This window comes from Embleya sp. NPDC056575 (assembly GCF_042793325.1).
GTDB lineage: Bacteria > Actinomycetota > Actinomycetes > Streptomycetales > Streptomycetaceae > Embleya.
Genome location: NZ_JBHTVA010000029.1, coordinates 45007 through 64483, shown reverse-complemented (window position 1 = coordinate 64483; position 19477 = coordinate 45007). Strand labels below are relative to the sequence as shown.

Below are 19477 nucleotides of genomic sequence, written 5' to 3'. Positions count from 1 at the left end.
ACGCGCTCGCCGAACCCGTGGGACGCTCCCATATCCTTGACTTAGTCATACAACTGGTGCAGGGTGAGATCGGGCCGGTCGGCTCGGGCCGGCAACCCGTCGCCACCGTGGTCCGGCCCCCTGGACCGGCCACTCAGGACTCGCTAGGAGCGACCCATGGGCAACCCCGTCATCGTCGAAGCCGTGCGCACCCCGATCGGCAAGCGCAACGGCCGGCTCGCCGGGCTGCACCCGGTGCAACTGCTCGCGGCCGTACAGCGCGGGCTGATCGAGCGGGCCGGGATCGACCCCGAGCTGATCGACCAGGTGATCGGCGGCTGCGTCACCCAGGCCGGCGAGCAGTCCGGCGACATCGTCAAGCACGCCTGGCTCTACGCCGGACTGCCGCACCGCACCGGCGGCACCACGATCGACTGCCAGTGCGGGTCGGCCCAGCAGTCGGTGCACCTGATCGCCGGGCTGATCGCGACCGGCGCCATCGATGCGGGAGTTGCATGCGGCATCGAGTCGATGAGCCGCAACCCGCTCGGCCACACCGCCAAGCCCGGCCAGAAGTCGAAGCCGGAGGACTGGGCGATCGACCTGCCCGACCAGTTCACCGCCGCCGAGCGGATCGCCCGCAACCGGGGCATCACCCGCGCCGACGTGGACGCGCTCGGCGTGCGCTCGCAGGCCAACGCCAAACGCGCCTGGGACGAGGGCCGCTTCACCTCACAGGTGGTCCCGGTCGAGGCCCCGATCCTGGACGCCGAGGGCAACCCCACCGGCGAGACCGCCGTGGTCGACCGCGACCAGGGCCTGCGCGACACCACGATCGAGAGCCTGACCCGGCTCAAGCCGGTCCTGCCCGACGGCATCCACACCGCGGGCAACTCGTCGCAGATCTCCGACGGCGCCGCGGCACTGCTGATCATGGACGAGGACCGGGCCCGCGCACTGGGCCTGCGCCCGCGCGCGCGGATCGTCGCACAGGCGATGGTCGGCGCCGACCCGCACTACCACCTCGACGGCCCGAACGACGCGACCGAGCGGCTGTTCGCCCGCTCGGGGATGGCCATGTCCGACATCGACCTGTTCGAGGTCAACGAGGCGTTCGCGTCCGTCGTACTGTCCTGGGCCCAGGTGCAAAAGGCCGACCTGGACAAGGTCAACGTCAACGGCGGCGCGATCGCGCTCGGCCACCCGGTCGGCTCCACCGGCGGCCGACTGCTGACCACCGCGCTGTACGAACTCGAGCGCACCGACCGGCAGTTCGCGCTGGTGACGATGTGCGCCGGCGGCGCCAACGCGTCGGGCACCATCATCGAACGCATTTGAGACACCGTCGCCCACGACCGAGCCCCGCGCGCCGAAAGGCGGGCGGGGCTCGGTCGTGCGCGGCGGGGCGGGTCGAGGACCCGCGGCCGGCTCAGTACCAGTTGTGGCTCTGCCAGAACGTCCACGCCTGGCACGGGCTGCCGTAGCGCTCGTTCATGTAGCTCAGGCCCCACTTGATCTGCGTCGCGGGGTTGGTCCGCCAGTCGGCGCCGGCGGAGGCGTACTTGCTCGCGGGCAGCGCCTGCATCAGACCGTACGCGCCGGAGGAGGAGTTGGTGGCGTTGACCCGCCAGCCGCTCTCCTTCTGGACGATGTTGCTGAAGCACGTGTACGAACTCGCGCTCATCATCGACTTGGCGATCGCCTGGGCGTCGGCGGCGGACGCCGACACCTTCTCCACCGCGCCGCGGTTGTCGGATCGCGCCGCGCGCTCGGCGGCCGCCTTGCGGTCGGCCTCCTTCTGGGCGGCTTCCTTCTCGGCGGCTTCCTTTTCCGCGGCGGCCTTGTCGGCCGCGGCCTTCTCCGCCGCCGCCTTCTCGGCCGCGTCGCGCTCGGCCTTGACCCGGGCGGCCTCTTCGGCCTGCACCCGCTGCGCCTCGTCGTAGGCGGCGGTCTGCGCGTCGGCCTGGTGGGTGATACCGGTGCTCAACTGCTGCGCCGCGGGGGCCGCGGGAACCTCGAGAAGCTTCGTGGTGCTCGCTTCGTCTGCCGTCTGGGCGTCGGCGGACGCGGAAACGCCCGTGCCACTGAATCCGACCACGGCGCCAACGGCCGTGACAGCGGTGGCTGACGCCACGGCTATCCCCCGAACCGAGATCCGGCTCACACACGTTCCTTCCGGCAGGCGTGCACCGCGATCCAAGCGGCGAACGGGTCCAACCTCCGGTCTCCCCCGCCCCCTCGGGGGGCGTTTCGGCCTGCACGCCCGATCGTTCGCCGGGCGCGTGCCGTGGGTGGCGTACAGCAGGTCATGTGTTGAGTTTTCGGGGCCGAGCTGTACGCGGAGGTCTTACAAGTCCAGCAGCCTGCCTCAGCCAAACATCGGGAAGCAAATTTCCCGAGACGTGGCGAACATCACAACTCCCGGAATCGCCAAGCCTTTTCCATTTCGTCGCCGACCGTTTCCACCCGGAATATGCGGACACGTCGAAGCCCCGCCGTCGACGTCTCGAAGCAGTCGAGACGTCGGCGACGGGGCCGGTCGAAGCACTCCCGCGGGTCGTTCACCAGGCATCCGTCAGCCCGGCAGGTCCTCCAGCATCTCGGTCACCAGGGCCGCGATCGGCGAGCGCTCCGATCGGGTCAGCGTCACGTGCGCGAACAGCGGATGCCCCTTCAACTTCTCCACCACCGCGACCACTCCGTCGTGCCGACCCACCCGCAGGTTGTCCCGCTGGGCTACGTCGTGGGTGAGCACCACCCGCGAATTGCTGCCGATCCGCGACAGCACGGTCAGCAGCACATTGCGCTCCAGGGACTGCGCCTCGTCGACGATCACGAACGCGTCGTGCAGCGAACGCCCGCGGATGTGGGTGAGCGGCAGGACCTCCAACATCCCGCGCGCGACGACCTCCTCGATCACATCCGACGTGGTCACCGCCGACAACGTGTCGAAGACCGCCTGGGCCCAGGGGCTCATCTTCTCGTTCTCGGTGCCCGGCAAATAGCCGAGTTCCTGACCACCCACCGCGTACAGCGGCCGGAAGACCATCACCTTCCGGTGCTGATTGCGCTCCAGGACCGCCTCCAGGCCCGCGCACATCGCCAGCGCCGACTTGCCGGTGCCGGCCCGGCCGCCCATGGACACGATGCCGATGTCGGGGTCGAGCAACAGATCCAGCGCTATCCGCTGCTCGGCACTGCGCCCGTGCAGGCCGAACACGTCGCGGTCGCCGCGCACCAGTCGGACCTGCTTGTCGGCGGTGACCCGGCCGAGCGCCTTGCCGCGCTCGGATACCAGCACGAGACCGGTGTGACAGGGCAGGTCGGCGGCCTGTTCGATGTGTGTGCGGTCGTGCTCGAACAGGGCGTCGATGTCGGCGGAGTCGACCTGGAGTTCGGCCATCCCCGTCCAGCCCGAGGTGTTCACCAGTTCGGCGCGGTACTCCTCCGCGCTCAGCCCCACGGCGGAGGCCTTGACCCGCATCGGGACGTCCTTGGACACCAGTGTCACATCGTGCCCCTCGGCCATGAGGTGCCTGGCCACCGCCAGGATCCGCGAGTCGTTGTCACCCAACCGGAAGCCGGGCGGCAACACCGTCGCGTCGATGTGGTTGAGCTCCACCCGCAGGGTGCCGCCGGACTCGCCGATCGGCACCGGCGCGTCGAGCCGCCCGTACCGCGTTCGGAGCTCGTCGAGCATCCGCAGCGCGTGCCGGGCGAAGTAGCCCAGCTCCGGGTGGTGCCGCTTGGCCTCCAACTCGGTGATCACGACGACGGGCAGAACCACCTCGTGCTCGTCGAACTTCAAGAGCGCCGACGGATCGGCAAGGAGCACGCTGGTGTCGAGGACATACGTCCGGTGCTGCGGAGCACGGCGTTGGATCGTGGCCACGGAGTGCCTCGCCCCCTCTCAGGGCACGCGCACCGTGCGCCCTGATCGCTCGGAGTCCGGGCCCCGGCCCGAAGGCCGGGTGCCCGACCCTCCTGTCGCCGTGAACAGTGGAGCTTGAAGTGCACGGAAGGGCCTCCCGGGCAGGTGACGGGGTGTCACCCACATATCGCACCGGCCCACATGATGTGCGCCGGCCCGACGGGGTTATGCCCGGCCGCGGGGGGTCCAACACAAACCGGATGATCACACACCGGTGGAACCCCTGGCACCGACAGGCCCGGTGACGAGGCGTCAGGCCCCGTAGCGGCGATGGCGGGCGGAGTAGTCGCGCAACGCCCGAAGGAAGTCGACTTTTCGGAAGTCCGGCCAGAAGGCCTCGCAGAAGTAGAACTCCGAATGCGCACTCTGCCACAACAGGAAGCCGGACAACCGCTGTTCACCCGAGGTTCGGATGACCAGGTCCGGATCGGGCTGCCCGCGCGTGTACAGGTGCTCCGCGATGTGCTCGACGTCGAGCACCTCGGCCAATTCCTCGATCGAGGTGCCCTTGCCGGCGTGCTCGACCAGCAGCGAGCGCACCGCGTCGGCGATCTCGTGCCGACCGCCGTAGCCGACCGCGACGTTGACGAAGACGCCGGTCAGGTCGGCGGTCTCGGCCTCGGATCGCTTCAGCACCTCGCGCGTGTGTTCGGGCAGCAGGTCGAGCGCGCCCACCGGGTGCACCCGCCAGCGCCGCGCGGCGGCCAGGTCGGTGACCGCGTTCTCGATGATCACCATCAGATCGGCCAGCTCGTCGGGGGGCCGGTTGAGGTTGTCGGTGGACAGCAGCCACAGGGTGACCACCTCGACGCCGACCTCTTCGCACCAGGTGAGCAGCTCGTGGATCTTGTCGGCGCCCTTGCGGTGCCCCTCGGCGACCTGCTCGCCGTACGCCTTCGCCCAACGGCGGTTGCCGTCGAGGATGACGCCGACGTGACGCGGTATCACCGTACGGTCGAGCGACGCCTCGATGCGCTTGCCGTACGCGCCGTATGCGAGGTCCCGCAGGCCCATGTCCACCTGCTCCTCCGTCCGTGATCACCCGCGCCGAAAACCCTACTCCCGTCCGACGCCCGCTCGATCTCACGCGGCGGAGGACAGGCGTGAAGATGCGGTGAAGGTCGGCCCGCGATCGGCGTGTCGCGTCACGACACGCGCTTCGGAACCGACCGGGTCCCGGCCGGGGAAGGAACCGGTCGAAACGCCGAGGGCCCGGCGGGAGGAGATCCCGCCGGGCCCGGAGCGTACCGGTATTTTGACGTCGAGTCAGCTCACCGTCGGCGTACCGTCGGCTCGATGTCGGCGCGGGGCCGGCTCAGCCGTCGAGTCGCGCGACCAGCTTGTTGTACTCGTCCCACAGACCCTGCGGGGTGTGGGTGCCGAACTTCTCCAGGTGCTCGGGGACCAGTGCGGCCTCCTGCTTCCAGATCTCCCGGTCCACGCTCAGCAGCAGGTCCAGCTCCGCGTCGCTCAGGTCCAGACCCTTGAGGTCCAGCGATTCGCGCGTGGGCAGTACGCCGATCGGGGTGTCCACGCCGCCGGCGAGCCCTTCCAGGCGCTCGACGATCCACTTGAGCACCCGGCTGTTCTCGCCGAAGCCCGGCCACACGAACTTGCCGTCCGCGTCCTTGCGGAACCAGTTCACGTAGTAGATCTTCGGCAGCTTGTCGGCCGAGGTCGCCCGGCCGATGTCCAACCAGTGCGCCATGTAGTCGCCCATGTTGTAACCGCAGAACGGCAACATCGCGAACGGGTCGCGGCGCAGCTCGCCGACCGTGCCCTCGGCGGCGGCGGTCTTCTCCGAGGCGACGTTCGCACCGAGGAAGACACCGTGCTGCCAGTCGAAGGACTCGGTCACCAGCGGCACCGCGCTGGCCCGGCGACCACCGAAGAGGATCGCCGAGATCGGCACGCCCTTCGGGTCCTCCCACTCCGGCGCGATCGTCGGGCACTGGGCGGCGGGGACGGTGAAGCGCGCGTTGGGGTGGGCGGCGGGGGTGTCCGACTCGGGCGTCCAGTCGTTGCCCTTCCAGTCGATCAGGTGGGCCGGCGGCTCCTCCGTCATGCCCTCCCACCAGACGTCGTTGTCGTCGGTGAGCGCGACGTTGGTGAAGACCGAGTTGCCCCACATGGTCTTCATCGCGTTGGCGTTGGTGTGCTCGCCGGTGCCCGGAGCGACCCCGAAGAAGCCCGCCTCGGGGTTGATCGCGTAGAGCCGGCCGTCCTCGCCGAACCGCATCCACGCGATGTCGTCGCCGACGGTCTCCACGGTCCAGCCCGGAATGGTCGGCTGGAGCATCGCGAGGTTGGTCTTGCCACACGCCGAGGGGAAGGCGGCGGCGATGAACTTCGGCTCGGCGCCCGAGGGAGGCGTGAGCTTCAGGATCAGCATGTGCTCGGCCATCCAGCCCTCGTCCCGCGCCATGACCGACGCGATCCGGAGCGCGTAGCACTTCTTGCCGAGCAGGGCGTTGCCGCCGTAGCCCGAGCCGAAGGACCAGATCTCCCGGTCCTCGGGGAAGTGCGTGATGTACTTCTCGGTGTTGCACGGCCACGGCACGTCCGCCTCGCCCTCGGCGAGCGGTGCCCCGACGGTGTGCACGGCCTTGACGAACTCGCCGTCGGTGCCCAGGTAGTCCAGGACCGCCTGCCCCATGCGGGTCATCGTGCGCATCGACACCGCGACGTAGGCGGAGTCGGTGATCTCGACGCCGTAGGCGGCCAGCGGCGAGCCGACCGGACCCATGCAGAACGGCACCACGTACATCGTGCGACCACGCATCGAACCGGCGAACAGCCCGTCGAGCTTGGTGCGCATCTCGGCCGGGGCTATCCAGTTGTTGGTCGGACCCGCGTCCTCCTCCTTTTCGGAGCAGATGAAGGTCCGGTCCTCGACGCGCGCGACGTCCCGAGGGTCGGACGTCGCGTAGTAGCTGTTGGGGCGCTTGTTCTCGTCGAGCTTGCGGAAGGTGCCCTTCTCGACGAGGAGGTCGGCGAGGCGCTGGTACTCCTCTTCCGAACCGTCACACCATTCGATTCGGTCGGGCTGGGTCAGCCGGGCGATCTCGCTCACCCAGTCGAGCAGCTGCCTGTGTTTCGTCGGGACCTCGTTGGCCACGATCGCTCCATTTCGCGCCCGGGACGGCGAGTCCCCGGCGTCGGGTTGAGGGTTGCGGGGATTTTATCCGGTCGGTCGAACACGGAACCGTCCGGGATCGGGCCCCCACCTGGAAGTTGTGCCCCGTCCCGGACCGAAAACCCCAAAGACGTGCGCTTTCGCGCCCCTCCGGGACAAGATCTCCCGTGATGCGTCTCACTCCGTACTTACCGGTAACCTACGTCGCCGTAAGTACACTCGGGCCCATGAGTGTGGACGCACATGGCTTCACGGCGCCCTTGTCGCCCATCAAACCCCGGCTCCGCGGATGGATCCACGCGGGCACCTTTCCGCTGGCGGTGGCCGCGGGCATAGTCCTGGTCGCATTGTCCGACGACGCCAAATCCCGCGTCGCGTGTGGTGTGTTCGCTCTGACCGCGGCGATGCTCTTCGGTACGTCCGGGGTGTACCACCGCGGCAACTGGGGACCGCGCGGCGAGGCGGTGTTGCGGCGGCTCGACCACGCCAACATCTTCCTGATCATCGCGGGCACCTACACCCCGTTGACCATCCTATTGCTGGGCAAAAGCGACCAAATACTGCTGTGGGCGGTGTGGATCGGGGCACTCGCCGGCATCGGTTTCCGGGTCTTTTGGATCGGCGCGCCCCGCTGGCTCTACACCCCGATCTACGTCGTGCTGGGCTGGGCGGCGGTGTTCTACCTGCCCGAGTTCATGCGCGAGGGCGGCGTCGCGGTGGTGGTCCTGGTGATCGTCGGCGGCGTGCTCTACAGCCTCGGCGCGGTGGTCTACGGGATCAAGCGGCCCAACCCGTCGCCGCAGTGGTTCGGCTTCCACGAGGTCTTCCACGCCTTCACGCTGCTCGCGTTCGCGAGCCACTTCGTCGCCGTCGCGCTGGTCGCGCTGCGCTGACCCGTCCCACACTCGTCGGCCCGAAGGCCCGCCGCTCCCCCGGGAGTTGCGGGCCTTCGGGCTTTTCCGGATTTTCCCCCGAGCTTGGGCTGCCCTTTGCCGAGAAAAGTGACTGCCACCGGTTTTTGAGAGCTACTGTCATAAAGTAGAAGCACTCAATAGGAGGTGGCTGTCATGGAAGCGACGACGGGCGGACCGACCCACGCGACCGAGGCGGAGGGGGTGCCGGATCCGAGGCGATGGTGGGCGTTGGGGGCGCTGGTGATCGGCCTCCTGGTGGTCGGCCTGGACACCACGATCATCAACGTGGCGATGCCGACGATGAGCGATCGATTGGGCGCGAGCACGGGCGATCTCCAGTGGATCGCCGACTCCTACATCGTGGTGTTCGCGGCGCTGATGCTCCCGGCCGGACTGATCGGCGACCGCTACGGCCGGCGGCGCTTCCTGCTGGTCGGGCTCGCCGTGTTCGGCGTCGGCTCGGTGGTCGGCGCGCTCGTCGGCTCGGTCGAGGGGGTGATCGCGGCGCGCGCGCTGATGGGCGTCGGCGGCGCGTTCATCATGCCGCTTTCGTTGTCCATCCTGCCCTCGCTCTTCCCCGCCGCCGAGCGTGGTCGGGCGATCTCGATCTGGGCCGCGAGCACCGCGCTGGGCATCCCGCTCGGACCGATCCTGGGCGGGCTGCTCCTGGAGCACTTCTGGTGGGGCTCGGTGTTCCTGATCAACATCCCGATGGTCGGGCTCGCCCTGCTGGTCTGCGGGTTCCTGCTGCCGGTCTCCCGCTCCGCCGACGCGCCCCGGGTGGACGTCGCGGTCACGGTCCTGGTGACCGCCGCGCTGACCACGCTGATCTTCGCGGTGATCGAGGCGCCCGAGTGGGGCTGGGGGGACGCCCGGGTGCTCACCCTGTTCGGCGCGGCGGCGCTGCTCGCGGCGAGTGTGGCGGTGCGCGAGAGCCGGGCCCGGCGGCCGATGATCGACTTCGGGCTCTTCCGCGACCGCAACTTCCTGTGGGCCACGATCTCCGCGCTGGTGCCGTCCTTCGCCATGTCGGGGGTGTTGTTCCTGGTCCCACAGCGGTTCCAGGGCGTCGACGGAAGCAGTGCGCTGGGCACCGGTCTGCGGCTGTTGCCGCTGCTCGGCGGGCTGTTCGTGACCGCGCTGGCGAGCGACAAGGTCGCGCCGCGCTTCGGCTACAAGGTGGTCATCCCCGGCGGGATGTTCCTGCTCGGCTGCGGGCTGCTCCTGGGCGCGACCGGCTCGGCCGACGACGGCTACGGGTGGACGGCCTGCTGGCTGGTGTTGACGGGGATGGGCCTGGGGTTGTCCCTGGTGCCCGCGATGGACGCGGTGATGGCGGGCGTCGCGCCGGAGCGGGCCGGGATGGGGTCGGCCCTGGTACAGACGTTGCGCCAGGTCGCGGGCGCGCTCGGGGTGGCCATCCTGGGCAGCGTGCTCGCGTCGGCCTACGTGGACCGGATCGACACGGGCGGGCGTCCCGACCCGGTCGCCGACACCGCGCGCGAGTCGATCGGCGGCGCGGCGAAGGTGGCCGGCCACGGCGCCGACCCCGCGCTGCTCGACTCGGCCCGCGACGCGTTCGTGCACGGCATGGACCTGAGCCTGCTGATCTGCGGCGTCACCGCACTGGTCCTGGCCGCCGCGGTGGCGGTCTTCCTGCCCCGCCGCGCCGCGACGACCCCGGCGCCGACGGACGGCGCCGGCGGACCGGGAGCGGACGGTGCGGCCGGACCGGGAGAATCGGAGCATGACCGCGAAGGAGTCCTCCATCCCTGACCTGCCCGTCGCCCCCTCGGGGCTGCGCGAGCGCAAGAAGATCAAGACCCGGCGGGCGATCCGCCGCGAGGCCTATCGGCTCTTTCGCGAGCACGGCTACGACGCGACCACCGTGGACCAGATCGCCGAGGCCGCGGAGATCTCGCCGAGCACCTTCTTCCGCTACTTCCCGAGCAAGGAGGACGTCGTGCTCACCGACGAATACGACCCGATGCTCGTGGAGATCCTGCGCAGCGCCCCCGAGGGCACCAGCCTGATCCGGATCGTGCGCACGGGCGTGGTGGAGGCGCTGCGGCGGATCATGCGCGAGGAGGGCGAGGAGATGACCACGCGGATGTCGCTCGTGGTCGGCGTGCCGGCGCTGCGGCGGCGCAACTACGAACAGCAGATCGAGACGTGGCGGCTGATGGCCGAGACCTACGCCGCCCGGACCGGGCGCTCGGCGCTGGACTTCGACCTCCGGGTGGCCGTCTCCTCGATCAACGCGACGATGGCGGAGGCGATCATGACCTGGGCGGAGGGCGGCTGCGTCGGGGATCCGGCGGTGCTGGTGGACCGGGCGCTGGGGATCCTGGAGGCGGGGTTGCGGGAGGGGCCGTGACGGGGCGGGCTCGGGCCGGGTTTGCCCGGGCCCGAGCCCGGCGGTCGGGCCCGGGCGGGTGGGTTCAGGCTCGGGCGACCGCCTTGGCCAGGACCTGGTCGGCCAGTTGCTCCGGGTCGGTCACCGGGGCGTCGCAGGTGAAGTGCCGACACACGTACGCGGCCGGCCTGCCGCCCACCGGCGTGCGGTCGCGCAGCAGCGGCACCGGCGGGTCCTCGGCCGGGTCGCCCATCGCGACCACGGCGCCGGGCGCGGTGGTCATCAGCGCGGTCAGGTAGAGCGCCCAGGTCGCGTCGTCGTCGCGCGGGCCGACCACGGCGATCTCGCGCGGGCCGTCCAGCCACGCCTCGGCGACCGCCAGGCCCCAGCCGATCCCGCGCGGCGTCCGGGCCGCCAGCACCCGGACCACGCCGAGCGCGCGCCCGGCGGCCTCGCGGTGTTCGGCCGAGCCCAGATACGCCGCGTAGCCGAGCAGGGCGCCGGCCGCGCCGGTCCAGCCCGAGGGGGTGACCCCGTCGGTGGGGTCCTGCGGCCGGCGAAACAGCTCCTCCGCGTCGTCGGCGGTGTCGTACAGCGCGCCGTCCTCGTCCACGAAGTGCCCCAGGATCACGTCCACGAGCACCCCGGCGAAGGTCAGCCACGCGTCGTCGGCGGTCACCGCGTACAGCGCCAGGAACCCCTCGGCCACGTCCGCGTAGTCCTCCAGGACCCCGGCGTTCGGCCCGGGCCGGCCGTCGCGCGAGGTGCGTACCAGCCGGTCGCCCAGCTCGTCGTCCTCGTCGCCGCCCAGGTGCACCGCGACCAGCAGGTCGGCCGCCGCGAGCGCGGCGTCGAGCAGGTCCGGGCGGGAGAACAGGGTGCCGGCCTCGGCCAGCGCGGCGATGGTGAGCCCGTTCCACGCGGCCACGACCTTGTCGTCGCGCCCCGGCCGCTCCCGCTCCCCGCGCGCGGCCAGCAACCTCGCCCGCACGTCGGTCAGCCGCTCGAAGTCCTCGGGGTCGTCGGCCAGTCGCAGCACCGACCGCCCGTGCTCGAAGGTACCCTCCTCGGTCACCCCGAACACGTCGGCGGCCCACGCGCCGTCCTCGGCGCCCAGCACCTCGACCAGCTCGGCCGGGGTCCACACGTAGAACGCGCCCTCCACGGAGTGGCCCTCGGCGTCCGCGCTGTCCGCGTCCAGCGCGGACGCGAACGCGCCCTCGGGAGTGCGCAGTTCGCGCACCACGAAGTCGGCGGTCTGCAACGCGATCCGGCGGGCGAACTCACTGCCCGTGGCCCGCCACAGGTGGGTGTAGACCCGGATCAGCTGGGCGTTGTCGTAGAGCATCTTCTCGAAGTGCGGCACCACCCACGCCTCGTCCACCGAGTAGCGCGCGAAGCCGCCGCCGAGCTGGTCGTAGAGGCCGCCGCGGGCCATCGCCTCGCAGGTCTCCTGGACGATGCCCAGGGCCGCCTCGGACTCGGTCCTGGCGTGGTGGCGCAGCAGGAATTCGAGCACCATCGACGGCGGGAACTTGGGCGCGTGGCCGAAGCCGCCGTGCGCGGTGTCGTAGTCGTGCGCGAGCAGGGTCAGCGCCGCGTCCAGTTCCTCGGCGGTCGGCGCCGCGCCGTCGGTGTACAACGCGCGCGGGGCGGCCAGCGAGGCGGCGATCTGGGTGCCGGTGCGCCGCACCTCGTCGTTGCGGTCCTTCCAGGCGACCTTGACCGCGTGCAGCAACTGGCGGAACGAGGGCATGCCGTGGCGGGCCTCGTTCGGGTAGTAGGTGCCGCAGTGGAACGGCTCGCCGTCGGGGGTGGCGAACACGGTCATCGGCCAGCCGCCCTGGCCGCCGTTCAGCGCGACCGTGGCCTCCATGTAGACCGCGTCCACGTCCGGGCGTTCCTCGCGGTCGACCTTGATCGCCACGAAGTCGGCGTTGACGATCGCGGCGGTGGCCTCGTCCTCGAAGGACTCGTGGGCCATCACGTGACACCAGTGGCAGGCGCTGTACCCGACGCTGAGCAGGATCGGCACATCCCGGCGACGCGCCTCCGCGAACGCCTCCTCACCCCACGGCCACCAGTCGACGGGATTGTCGGCGTGCTGCAACAGGTAGGGCGACGTGGACCCGACGAGACGATTCGGCATGGCGCCATCCTCGCAGGGCCGCCGCGCGCGGGACCGCTCAGGCGACGGGCGCGCCGTTGTCTTCCTTCTTCTGCGCCGTGTCGCTCTGCCGCGCCGTGTCGGTCTCGGCGGGCTCGCGGCTCGCGGCCGGAGTGCCGCTCTCGTCGAAGTCGACCCGCTTGAGCCGCGTGTTCATCGACTTCAGCAGCAGCCAGGTGGCGACCGCCAGGAACGCGACCACCACGAATCCGAGCAGGCCGGGCGTGACCTTGCTTTCCTCGACCGCGAGCTGGACCGCGAGCGACATGACGAACTACCTCCTGGATCGGAACCCCTCGGTGTCAAGAGTGACATCCGATCGCCGGAACGTATGCACCGAGGGCCCGGAAAGTCGCTCCCGGGCCCTCGCTCCCATCGATTGCCGCCGCCTACCGGCGCACGCCCACCCGCACACCCGCGAACAGGTCGTCCTCGGGCAGGTCGGTGTCCACCAGCGACCGCACCAGCTCGTAGTCCTCCGTCGGCCACACCTCGCGCTGCACCGAGATCGGCACCCGGAACCAGAAGCCGTCCGGGTCCACCTGGGTGGCGTGCGCGATCAGCGCCCGGTCCCGGGTCTCGAACCAGTCGGCGCACGGCACGCGCGTGGTGATGTCGCGCTCGTCCCGGTCGCCCCAGCGCTCCAGCCATTCGCCGTAGGGGGACTCCAGGCCGCGCTTTTGCATGCCCTCGTGCAGCGCCTCGATCCGCGCCCGGGAGATGCCCTGGTTGTAGTACAGCTTCAGCGGCTGCCACGGCTCGCCGGAGCCCGGGTAGGCGTCCGGGTCGCCCGCGGCGTCGAACGCCACCATGGTGATCTTGTGCGTCTGGATGTGGTCCGGGTGCGGGTAGCCGCCGTTCTCGTCGTACGTGGTGATCACGTGCGGACGGAACTCGCGGATCAGCCGGACCAGCGGCTCGGCCGCCTTGTCCACGTCGAGGAGCGCGAAGCAGCCCTCCGGGAGCGGCGGCAGCGGGTCGCCCTCGGGCAGTCCCGAGTCCTCCCAGCCCAGCCAGGCCTGCTCCACGCCAAGGATCTCGCGGGCCGCGTCCATCTCCTTGCGGCGCACCTCGTGGATGTTCGCCTCGATCTCCGGATCGCCCTGGAGGGCGGGGTTCAGTACCGAGCCGCGTTCGCCGCCGGTACAGGTCGCGACGAGGACCTCGGCCCCCTCGGCGACATAGCGGGCCATCGTGGCCGCGCCCTTGCTCGACTCGTCGTCGGGGTGCGCGTGCACCGCCATCAGCCTCAGTCGATCGTCACTCACCGGAACGTCGCTCCTCATCCGTGCCCCGTGTCCCAGCCGCCGGGTGAACCGCCGGGACCTGTAGAGGGCCGCTCTTGCACCCGACATATAGTGGCCGATAGATCTCGCCCGGGCGCAAACCCGGGCCCGTCCCGCAGGAGACCCGGTGAGCGCAACGCCCGTCACCCGTTACGGCAAGGGCGCCACCCGAAGCGATCGCAAACTGCGGATCGCGTTCGCGGTCTTCATGGTCGTGCTCGTGGCCGGGACGGTGTGGATCGGCCTCGATGTGGCGAACCCCGGTGTGCGCGGGTCTATTCCGAGCTTCCGGGTGACCTCGGATTCCTCGGTGGAGGCCCAGGTCGAGATCCGCAAGGACGCCGACAAGGAAGCCGTCTGCGTACTGCGCTCGCGCGATCGCGACGGCGCCGAGGTCGGTCGCCGCGAACTGCGGTTCGCCAAGGGCGAGAAGCACATCGAGCGCACCGAGACGCTGCAGACGGCGGGCAAGCCGAACACCGCCGAACTGGAGAACTGTCACACCGTCGGTTGATTGACGCGGCCCCGCCGCACCGACCGATGTTCCCCGCCGCGCCCGCGGATGTCCCGTACCGCGGCCTCCGGCGTCCCCGCCGCACCCGCCGGTGTCGCATGTCACCCAAACCCGGGTGACTGCCCCGGACGGCGGGAGATTGTTACTCTCGAAGCTTCGTCCCCTCACGACCCGAGGTGTTCACACCGCGGACGGTGAGGGGGCGCTGGTATATGTGACCCCCTGCGCCGCCGGGGCCCGCCCGGGCGGCGCGGGGGTCGCCCGTACCTCTTTCGTACGCACCGTGTACTTCGTACGCACCGTGTACGCACCCCCGTCGCAAACCTACGAGGAGCACCCCGTGACCCAGACCAGCGAAAGCGTCACCTGGCTCACCCAGGAGGCGTACGACCGGCTGAAGGCCGAGCTGGAAGACCTGTCGGGTCCCGGCCGTGCCGAGATCGCCGTGAAGATCGAAGAGGCCCGCCAGGAAGGCGACCTCAAGGAGAACGCGGGCTACCACGCGGCCAAGGAGGAGCAGGGCAAGCAGGAGTTGCGCATTCGCCAGCTCATCGGCCTGCTCCAGAACGCCAAGGTCGGCGAGGCGCCCGCGGACGACGGCGTCGTCGAGCCCGGCATGGTCGTGACCGTCGTCTTCGACGGCGACAAGGACGACCCCACCACCTTCCTGCTCGGCTCGCGCGAGGACGCCGTGACCGACATCGAGGTCTACTCGCCCCAGTCCCCGCTGGGCAAGGCGATCAATGGCAAGACCATCGGCCACCAGGCCACCTTCGCACTGCCCAACGGCAAGACCACCAGTGTCGAGGTCGTGGACGCCAAGCCCTACCGGGGCTGAGCACCGACGCGACACGGCCCGGCCCCCCGCGCGGGGGGCCGGGCCGGCCGTGTCTTTCGAGGATGTGCGGCGCTCGGCCCCGGGGTCAGGAGACCGCGGACCGGTACTTGCGCACCGCCAGCGTGCGGAACAGCGCGACGATCACCACGGACCACAGCAGCGAGGCCCACACCGGGTGCTGCATCGGCCAGGCGTCGGACTGCACGACGCCCGGCGAGCCGAACAACACCCGCGCGGCCTGCACCGTGGCGCTGAACGGGTTCCAGTCGGCGATGTGTCGCACCCAGGGCGTCATCTGCGACGAGTCCACGAAGGCGTTCGAGATGAACGTGACCGGGAACAGCCAGATGATCCCGCCCGAGGTCGCCGCCTCCGGGGTACGCACCGACAGGCCGATCAACGCGCCGATCCAGGTGAACGCGTAGCCCAGAAGGAGCAGCAGGCCGAAGCCCGCCAGGATGCGCGCGGCGTTGGTCGGCTCGGCCGTGCCGGTCCGCCAACCCACGAGCAGTGCGACGGCCGCCAGGATGACCAGCGTCAGGGCCGTCTGCACGAGGTCGGCGACGGTGCGGCCGGTCAGTACGGCACCACGCGCCATCGGCAACGACCGGAACCGGTCCATCAGCCCCTTCTGCGCGTCGTCCGCGATGCCGGCCGCCGAGCCCGCGGTGGCGAAGGTGACGGTCTGCGCGAAGATGCCCGGCATCAGGAAGTCCTTGTAGACGTCCGGGTCGGTGGTGTCGCCGATCTTCATCGAGCCACCGAAGACGTACGTGAACAGCACCACGAACATCACCGGTTGGATGATCCCGAACAGGACCATCTCGGGAATCCGGGTCATCCGGATCAGATTCCTGCGCGCGATGACCCAGGAATCGGCCATCATGCTCATGCGACGCACCCCTCTCCGAACGCCTTGGTCGGCACGACCATCAGCTCTTCACCGCCTTGCCGCGACCGCGCCGCGGACCGGCCTCGTTCTCGTCCGTGTCGGCTTCGCCGTCGGCGTCGTCGGTGTTGCCGTCCTCGGTTTCCATCGCGTGTCCCGTGAGGGTGATGAACACGTCGTCGAGGGTGGGTCGACGCAGCCCGATGTCGTCGATCTCGATGCCGCGCGCGTCCAGTTCGCGGATGACCTCGGCGAGCAGTTTGGCGCCGCCTATGACCGGGACGGTGATCCGACGCTGGAGCTTGACCACACCCAGTTCGCCCTTGCCGAACCCGGCCAGCATCTCGGTGGCCTCGGTCAGTCGTTCCTCGTCGTGCACGACCACCTCGACCCGCTCGCCGCCGACCCTGGCCTTGAGTTCGTCGGCCGTGCCGCGCGCGATCACCTTGCCGTGGTCGACCACCGCGATGTCGTTCGCGAGGTGGTCGGCCTCCTCCAGGTACTGCGTGGTCAGCAGCAGCGTGGTGCCGTCGGAGACCAGGTTCTCGATCACCCGCCACAACGCCATGCGGTTGCGCGGGTCGAGACCGGTGGTCGGCTCGTCCATGAACATCACCGGCGGGCTGACCACCAGGGCCGCCGCCAGGTCGAGCCTGCGGCGCATCCCGCCGGAGTAGGTCTTGGCGGGTCGATCGCCCGCGTCGGCCAGGTCGAACTGGGCCAACAACTCGTCGGCGCGACGCTTGGCGTCGCGCCCGCTCAGCTGGTACAACTCGCCGACCATCCGCAGGTTCTCCCGGCCGGTCAGGTATTCGTCCACGGCGGCGAACTGCCCGGACAGACCGATCGAGCGGCGGACCTCGTTGGGGTTCTTGAGCACGTCGTGACCGGCCACCACGGCTCGCCCCGAGTCGGGTTTGAGCAGTGTGGTCAGTACGCGTACGCATGTCGTCTTGCCTGCGCCGTTCGGGCCGAGCAGACCGAGGACGGTGCCGGTGGGCACACTCACGTCCACGCCGTCGAGTGCTCGGACCGAGCCGAAGGTCTTCACGAGACCTTCGGCGACGATCGCTTCCTGCATGTCGGTGGATCACTCCTCGTGCGGGTGGGGCAGGGGTGGGGCCGCGGTCGGATGGATCGATTCGGGTCTCCACCATGCGCCCGGACGCGGTGAGTGTGCGACCGCATTTCACCGGCGGCGCGCTTTGTGCGACCGACCCGGTCCCGCACGGCCGCGTCCTCCGTGGGCGGGCATGGCTCGTGCGTCGACCCAAGCACATGGCACCGACAATCGCCGCGCCCGCACGCCGGAGGGGGCGCGGGCATGCCCCTCCGGCCGCCGGGGGCGTCGTCCCCGGGGCGGCTTCGGCCCGTTCTTACCTCGCGCTCAGCTCTTGCTGACCGTGTACCCCGCGCCGTACAGCGCCTCCACCACGGCCGCGCAGTGGCTGCGGCCCTTGGTCTCCAGTTGCAGGTCCACGTCCGCCTCGCCGACGCGCAGCGTGGCGTCGGTGCGTACGTGCGACACCGCCGCGATGTTGGCGTCGGTCTCCGCCAACCGGCCGAGCAGGGTGGCCAGCGCGCCCGGGCTGTCGGGGATGCGCACGCGCAGCGAGAGGTAGCGGCCGGCCGAGGCCAGGCCGTGTCGCAGTACCCGCAACATCAGCAGCGGGTCCACGTTGCCCCCGGACAACACCGCGACCACCGGGCCCTCGATCGGCTCGCCGACCTCGAGCAGCGCCGCCACCGACGCGGCGCCGGCCGGTTCGACCACCAGCTTGGCCCGCTCCATGCACAGCAGCAGCGCCTGGGACAGGGACTCCTCGCCGACGGTCCGGATCGCGTCGGTGTACTCGCGGATCAGCGCGAAGGGCACCTCGCCGGGTCGGCCGACCGCGATCCCGTCGGCCATCGTGCCGAACGAGGGCAGCGACACGGGGGCGCCGGCGGCGAGCGAGGGCGGGTAGGCGGCGGCGGACGCGGCCTGTACGCCGATCACCTTGACGTCGGGGCGAAGTGCCTTGACGGCCACGGAGATTCCGGCCAGCAGGCCGCCGCCGCCGGTGCCCACGAGGATGGTCTTGACCTCGGGGCACTGCTCCAGGATCTCCAGGCCCACGGTGCCCTGGCCGGCCACCACGTCGTGGTGGTCGAACGGGTGGATGAACACCGCGCCGGTCTCGTCCGCGTGGGCGCGCGCGGCGGCGAGCGCGTGTTCGACGTTGTCCCCGCCGAGGATCACCTCGGCGCCGTAGGAGCGGGTCGCGGCGACCTTGGGCAGCGGCGCGCCGGCCGGCATGAACACCGTGGACGCGACACCGAGGGTGCGGGCCGCGAGCGCGACGCCCTGCGCGTGGTTGCCGGCACTGGCGGCGACCACGCCCCGGGCCCGCTCGGCCTCGGAAAGTCCCGCGATCCGCACGTAGGCGCCGCGAATCTTGAACGACCCGGTGCGCTGGAGGTTCTCGCACTTGAGATGGACGGGTGTGCCGACACGATCGGTCAGCGCCCGACAGGACCGCATCGGCGTCTCGCGGACGACACTTTCCAACATCTTCCGCGCGAGGCGGATGTCGTGGAGATTCACCACGTCCGAGGCAGGGCTGCTCATACGCCGAGTGTCGCACCAACCACCCCCGCCCCCACGCCGGGTACCACATTGCCCGAAGGACGCGAAGACCCCCACGACCCACCGTCACCCGTCGGCGACGGGGTGACGACGAGATTGCCCCGTACGGGCCGCCGCGGGGCGGCCGGATGGAACGCAACGCACCGACGCGAGGGGGTCGACGGCCGTCGCGGAGGTCGACCCGGGAGGATGGCACCACGCCGAATCGTCTCGCCGGGTCCACGTCGCCCTACCTGTTGCAGCACGCCGACAATCCCGTCGACTGGTGGCCGTGGGGTGAGGAGGCGTTCGCGGAGGCGCGTCGCCGGGATGTGCCGATCCTGCTCAGCGTCGGGTACAGCGCCTGCCACTGGTGGCAGTGAACTCACAAACCCAGTAGTCGGCGGTACTCACCCTTCTCTGATAATCACGCGCTTCCGCAGAGCTGCGACCAGTCGTCCCGGTCGGAGGTCAGAACGATCACGGGCCGGGACACGGAGCGCGAGCGCGGCGAGCAGGGCATCGATCGCGTACTTGGGTCCGTGCAGTCCGCCCCGTCCTCAAGCAACGCCACTGCGGTCAAGGAGTCCTCCTGGCTGACCGGTTCCACTCGCAGTCGGGAGAGCACCCACTTCAAGCGCGCAAGATCAGTCTTCCCCTGCGCGGCGTCAACGATGGTCGGCGCAGACACGAGGACGGGGACCCCCCGACCTGTCGGGATGCCTCGATGTGGGCCGCCTACTGCGGTCGTTGCGTAGGAGCAGAGAGAGTGCCTCTGAGTCGAGCACCGGTGAGCGGGCCGGCTGCTCCTTCACGCAGCTCCCCGCAGCGCTCGCCCGACGGGGGTCGCGCGAGCGCT

At 70.4% G+C, this 19477-nt stretch carries 16 protein-coding genes and 2 pseudogenes; 7 read left to right on the top strand and 11 right to left on the bottom strand.

Annotation, left to right across the window (positions count from 1 at the left end):
* Positions 1 to 156 precede the first annotated feature (156 nt).
* Positions 157 to 1317: a steroid 3-ketoacyl-CoA thiolase gene (locus tag ACFRCG_RS23475; RefSeq protein WP_380034366.1), complete on the top strand. Its 1161-nt coding sequence runs from the start codon at positions 157 to 159 to the stop codon at positions 1315 to 1317.
* Positions 1318 to 1408: 91 nt separating this feature from the next.
* Here ACFRCG_RS23475 and ACFRCG_RS23470 read toward each other — a convergent pair whose 3' ends face one another.
* From ACFRCG_RS23470 to ACFRCG_RS23455, 4 genes are all read right to left on the bottom strand, one after another.
* Entirely contained in the window at positions 1409 to 1966 is a 558-nt protein-coding gene (locus tag ACFRCG_RS23470; protein WP_379999598.1) for a lytic transglycosylase domain-containing protein, read from the bottom strand.
* Between the two features lie 588 nt (positions 1967 to 2554).
* Positions 2555 to 3871: a PhoH family protein gene (locus tag ACFRCG_RS23465; protein ID WP_380034364.1), complete on the bottom strand. Its 1317-nt coding sequence runs from the start codon at positions 3869 to 3871 to the stop codon at positions 2555 to 2557.
* A gap of 291 nt (positions 3872 to 4162) precedes the next feature.
* A complete protein-coding gene (locus ACFRCG_RS23460; protein WP_078976826.1) occupies positions 4163 to 4924 on the bottom strand; it encodes an isoprenyl transferase in 762 nt (253 codons plus the stop codon).
* Between the two features lie 301 nt (positions 4925 to 5225).
* The gene (locus ACFRCG_RS23455; protein ID WP_380034361.1) at positions 5226 to 7028 is read right to left on the bottom strand and encodes a phosphoenolpyruvate carboxykinase (GTP); all 1803 of its coding nucleotides are present in this window, start codon (positions 7026 to 7028) and stop codon (positions 5226 to 5228) included.
* 245 nt (positions 7029 to 7273) lie between these two features.
* Between ACFRCG_RS23455 and ACFRCG_RS23450 the strand changes: the two genes are divergently transcribed.
* The 3 genes from ACFRCG_RS23450 to ACFRCG_RS23440 all read left to right on the top strand — a co-directional run bounded on the left by ACFRCG_RS23450 (position 7274) and on the right by ACFRCG_RS23440 (position 10337).
* Positions 7274 to 7939, top strand: coding sequence for a hemolysin III family protein (locus ACFRCG_RS23450; RefSeq protein WP_380034359.1), 666 nt, complete (start codon positions 7274 to 7276; stop codon positions 7937 to 7939).
* A gap of 174 nt (positions 7940 to 8113) precedes the next feature.
* Positions 8114 to 9736: an MFS transporter gene (locus ACFRCG_RS23445; RefSeq protein WP_380034358.1), complete on the top strand. Its 1623-nt coding sequence runs from the start codon at positions 8114 to 8116 to the stop codon at positions 9734 to 9736.
* A complete protein-coding gene (locus ACFRCG_RS23440; protein ID WP_380034356.1) occupies positions 9708 to 10337 on the top strand; it encodes a TetR family transcriptional regulator in 630 nt (209 codons plus the stop codon). The genes ACFRCG_RS23445 and ACFRCG_RS23440 overlap by 29 nt, the downstream gene beginning before the upstream one ends.
* A 64-nt stretch (positions 10338 to 10401) precedes the next feature.
* Here the strand turns inward: ACFRCG_RS23440 and ACFRCG_RS23435 are convergent, their stop codons facing one another.
* The 3 genes from ACFRCG_RS23435 to mca all read right to left on the bottom strand — a co-directional run bounded on the left by ACFRCG_RS23435 (position 10402) and on the right by mca (position 13727).
* Positions 10402 to 12465, bottom strand: coding sequence for a thioredoxin domain-containing protein (locus ACFRCG_RS23435; protein ID WP_380034354.1), 2064 nt, complete (start codon positions 12463 to 12465; stop codon positions 10402 to 10404).
* A gap of 37 nt (positions 12466 to 12502) precedes the next feature.
* Positions 12503 to 12751, bottom strand: coding sequence for a hypothetical protein (locus ACFRCG_RS23430; protein WP_380034352.1), 249 nt, complete (start codon positions 12749 to 12751; stop codon positions 12503 to 12505).
* A 121-nt stretch (positions 12752 to 12872) separates the two neighbouring features.
* The gene (gene mca, locus ACFRCG_RS23425; RefSeq protein WP_380034470.1) at positions 12873 to 13727 is read right to left on the bottom strand and encodes a mycothiol conjugate amidase Mca; all 855 of its coding nucleotides are present in this window, start codon (positions 13725 to 13727) and stop codon (positions 12873 to 12875) included.
* 169 nt (positions 13728 to 13896) lie between these two features.
* Here mca and ACFRCG_RS23420 point away from each other — a divergent pair, with 169 nt between their 5' ends.
* Together ACFRCG_RS23420 and greA are read left to right on the top strand one after the other, a co-directional pair.
* Complete coding sequence (locus ACFRCG_RS23420) at positions 13897 to 14283, top strand: DUF4307 domain-containing protein (protein ID WP_078976818.1); 387 nt, start codon at positions 13897 to 13899, stop codon at positions 14281 to 14283.
* 340 nt (positions 14284 to 14623) lie between these two features.
* Complete coding sequence (gene greA / locus ACFRCG_RS23415; protein ID WP_078979433.1) at positions 14624 to 15121, top strand: transcription elongation factor GreA; 498 nt, start codon at positions 14624 to 14626, stop codon at positions 15119 to 15121.
* 85 nt (positions 15122 to 15206) lie between these two features.
* Here greA and ACFRCG_RS23410 read toward each other — a convergent pair whose 3' ends face one another.
* The 3 genes from ACFRCG_RS23410 to ilvA form a co-directional block, all read right to left on the bottom strand.
* Positions 15207 to 16013 carry an ABC transporter permease gene (locus ACFRCG_RS23410; protein WP_380034348.1) on the bottom strand — a complete coding sequence of 269 codons (807 nt, stop codon included), beginning with the start codon at positions 16011 to 16013 and terminating at the stop codon, positions 15207 to 15209.
* A 40-nt stretch (positions 16014 to 16053) separates the two neighbouring features.
* Positions 16054 to 17091, bottom strand: a complete 1038-nt coding sequence (locus ACFRCG_RS23405) for an ATP-binding cassette domain-containing protein (protein WP_380034346.1) — start codon at positions 17089 to 17091, stop codon at positions 16054 to 16056.
* A 306-nt stretch (positions 17092 to 17397) separates the two neighbouring features.
* A complete protein-coding gene (gene ilvA / locus ACFRCG_RS23400; protein WP_380034345.1) occupies positions 17398 to 18621 on the bottom strand; it encodes a threonine ammonia-lyase in 1224 nt (407 codons plus the stop codon).
* 146 nt (positions 18622 to 18767) lie between these two features.
* Between ilvA and ACFRCG_RS23395 the strand changes: the two are divergent.
* Positions 18768 to 18992: pseudogene (locus ACFRCG_RS23395) on the top strand (DUF255 domain-containing protein); the annotation flags it as partial.
* A 36-nt stretch (positions 18993 to 19028) separates the two neighbouring features.
* Here the strand turns inward: ACFRCG_RS23395 and ACFRCG_RS23390 are convergent.
* Positions 19029 to 19433 (bottom strand): annotated as a pseudogene (locus tag ACFRCG_RS23390) (PIN domain-containing protein).
* Positions 19434 to 19477 lie beyond the last annotated feature (44 nt).

Excerpts from the sequence above, each read along its gene's own strand:
- ACFRCG_RS23430 (WP_380034352.1), bottom strand. The coding sequence starts at position 12,751 with ATGTCGCTCGCGGTCCAGCTCGCGGTCGAGGAAAGCAAGGTCACGCCC.
- mca (WP_380034470.1), bottom strand. The coding sequence starts at position 13,727 with ATGGCGGTGCACGCGCACCCCGACGACGAGTCGAGCAAGGGCGCGGCC.
- ACFRCG_RS23440 (WP_380034356.1), top strand. The coding sequence starts at position 9,708 with ATGACCGCGAAGGAGTCCTCCATCCCTGACCTGCCCGTCGCCCCCTCG.
- ACFRCG_RS23475 (WP_380034366.1), top strand. The coding sequence starts at position 157 with ATGGGCAACCCCGTCATCGTCGAAGCCGTGCGCACCCCGATCGGCAAG.
- ACFRCG_RS23405 (WP_380034346.1), bottom strand. The coding sequence starts at position 17,091 with ATGCAGGAAGCGATCGTCGCCGAAGGTCTCGTGAAGACCTTCGGCTCG.
- ACFRCG_RS23445 (WP_380034358.1), top strand. The coding sequence starts at position 8,114 with ATGGAAGCGACGACGGGCGGACCGACCCACGCGACCGAGGCGGAGGGG.
- ACFRCG_RS23410 (WP_380034348.1), bottom strand. The coding sequence starts at position 16,013 with ATGAGCATGATGGCCGATTCCTGGGTCATCGCGCGCAGGAATCTGATC.
- ACFRCG_RS23450 (WP_380034359.1), top strand. The coding sequence starts at position 7,274 with ATGAGTGTGGACGCACATGGCTTCACGGCGCCCTTGTCGCCCATCAAA.
- ACFRCG_RS23460 (WP_078976826.1), bottom strand. The coding sequence starts at position 4,924 with ATGGGCCTGCGGGACCTCGCATACGGCGCGTACGGCAAGCGCATCGAG.
- ilvA (WP_380034345.1), bottom strand. The coding sequence starts at position 18,621 with ATGAGCAGCCCTGCCTCGGACGTGGTGAATCTCCACGACATCCGCCTC.
- ACFRCG_RS23435 (WP_380034354.1), bottom strand. The coding sequence starts at position 12,465 with ATGCCGAATCGTCTCGTCGGGTCCACGTCGCCCTACCTGTTGCAGCAC.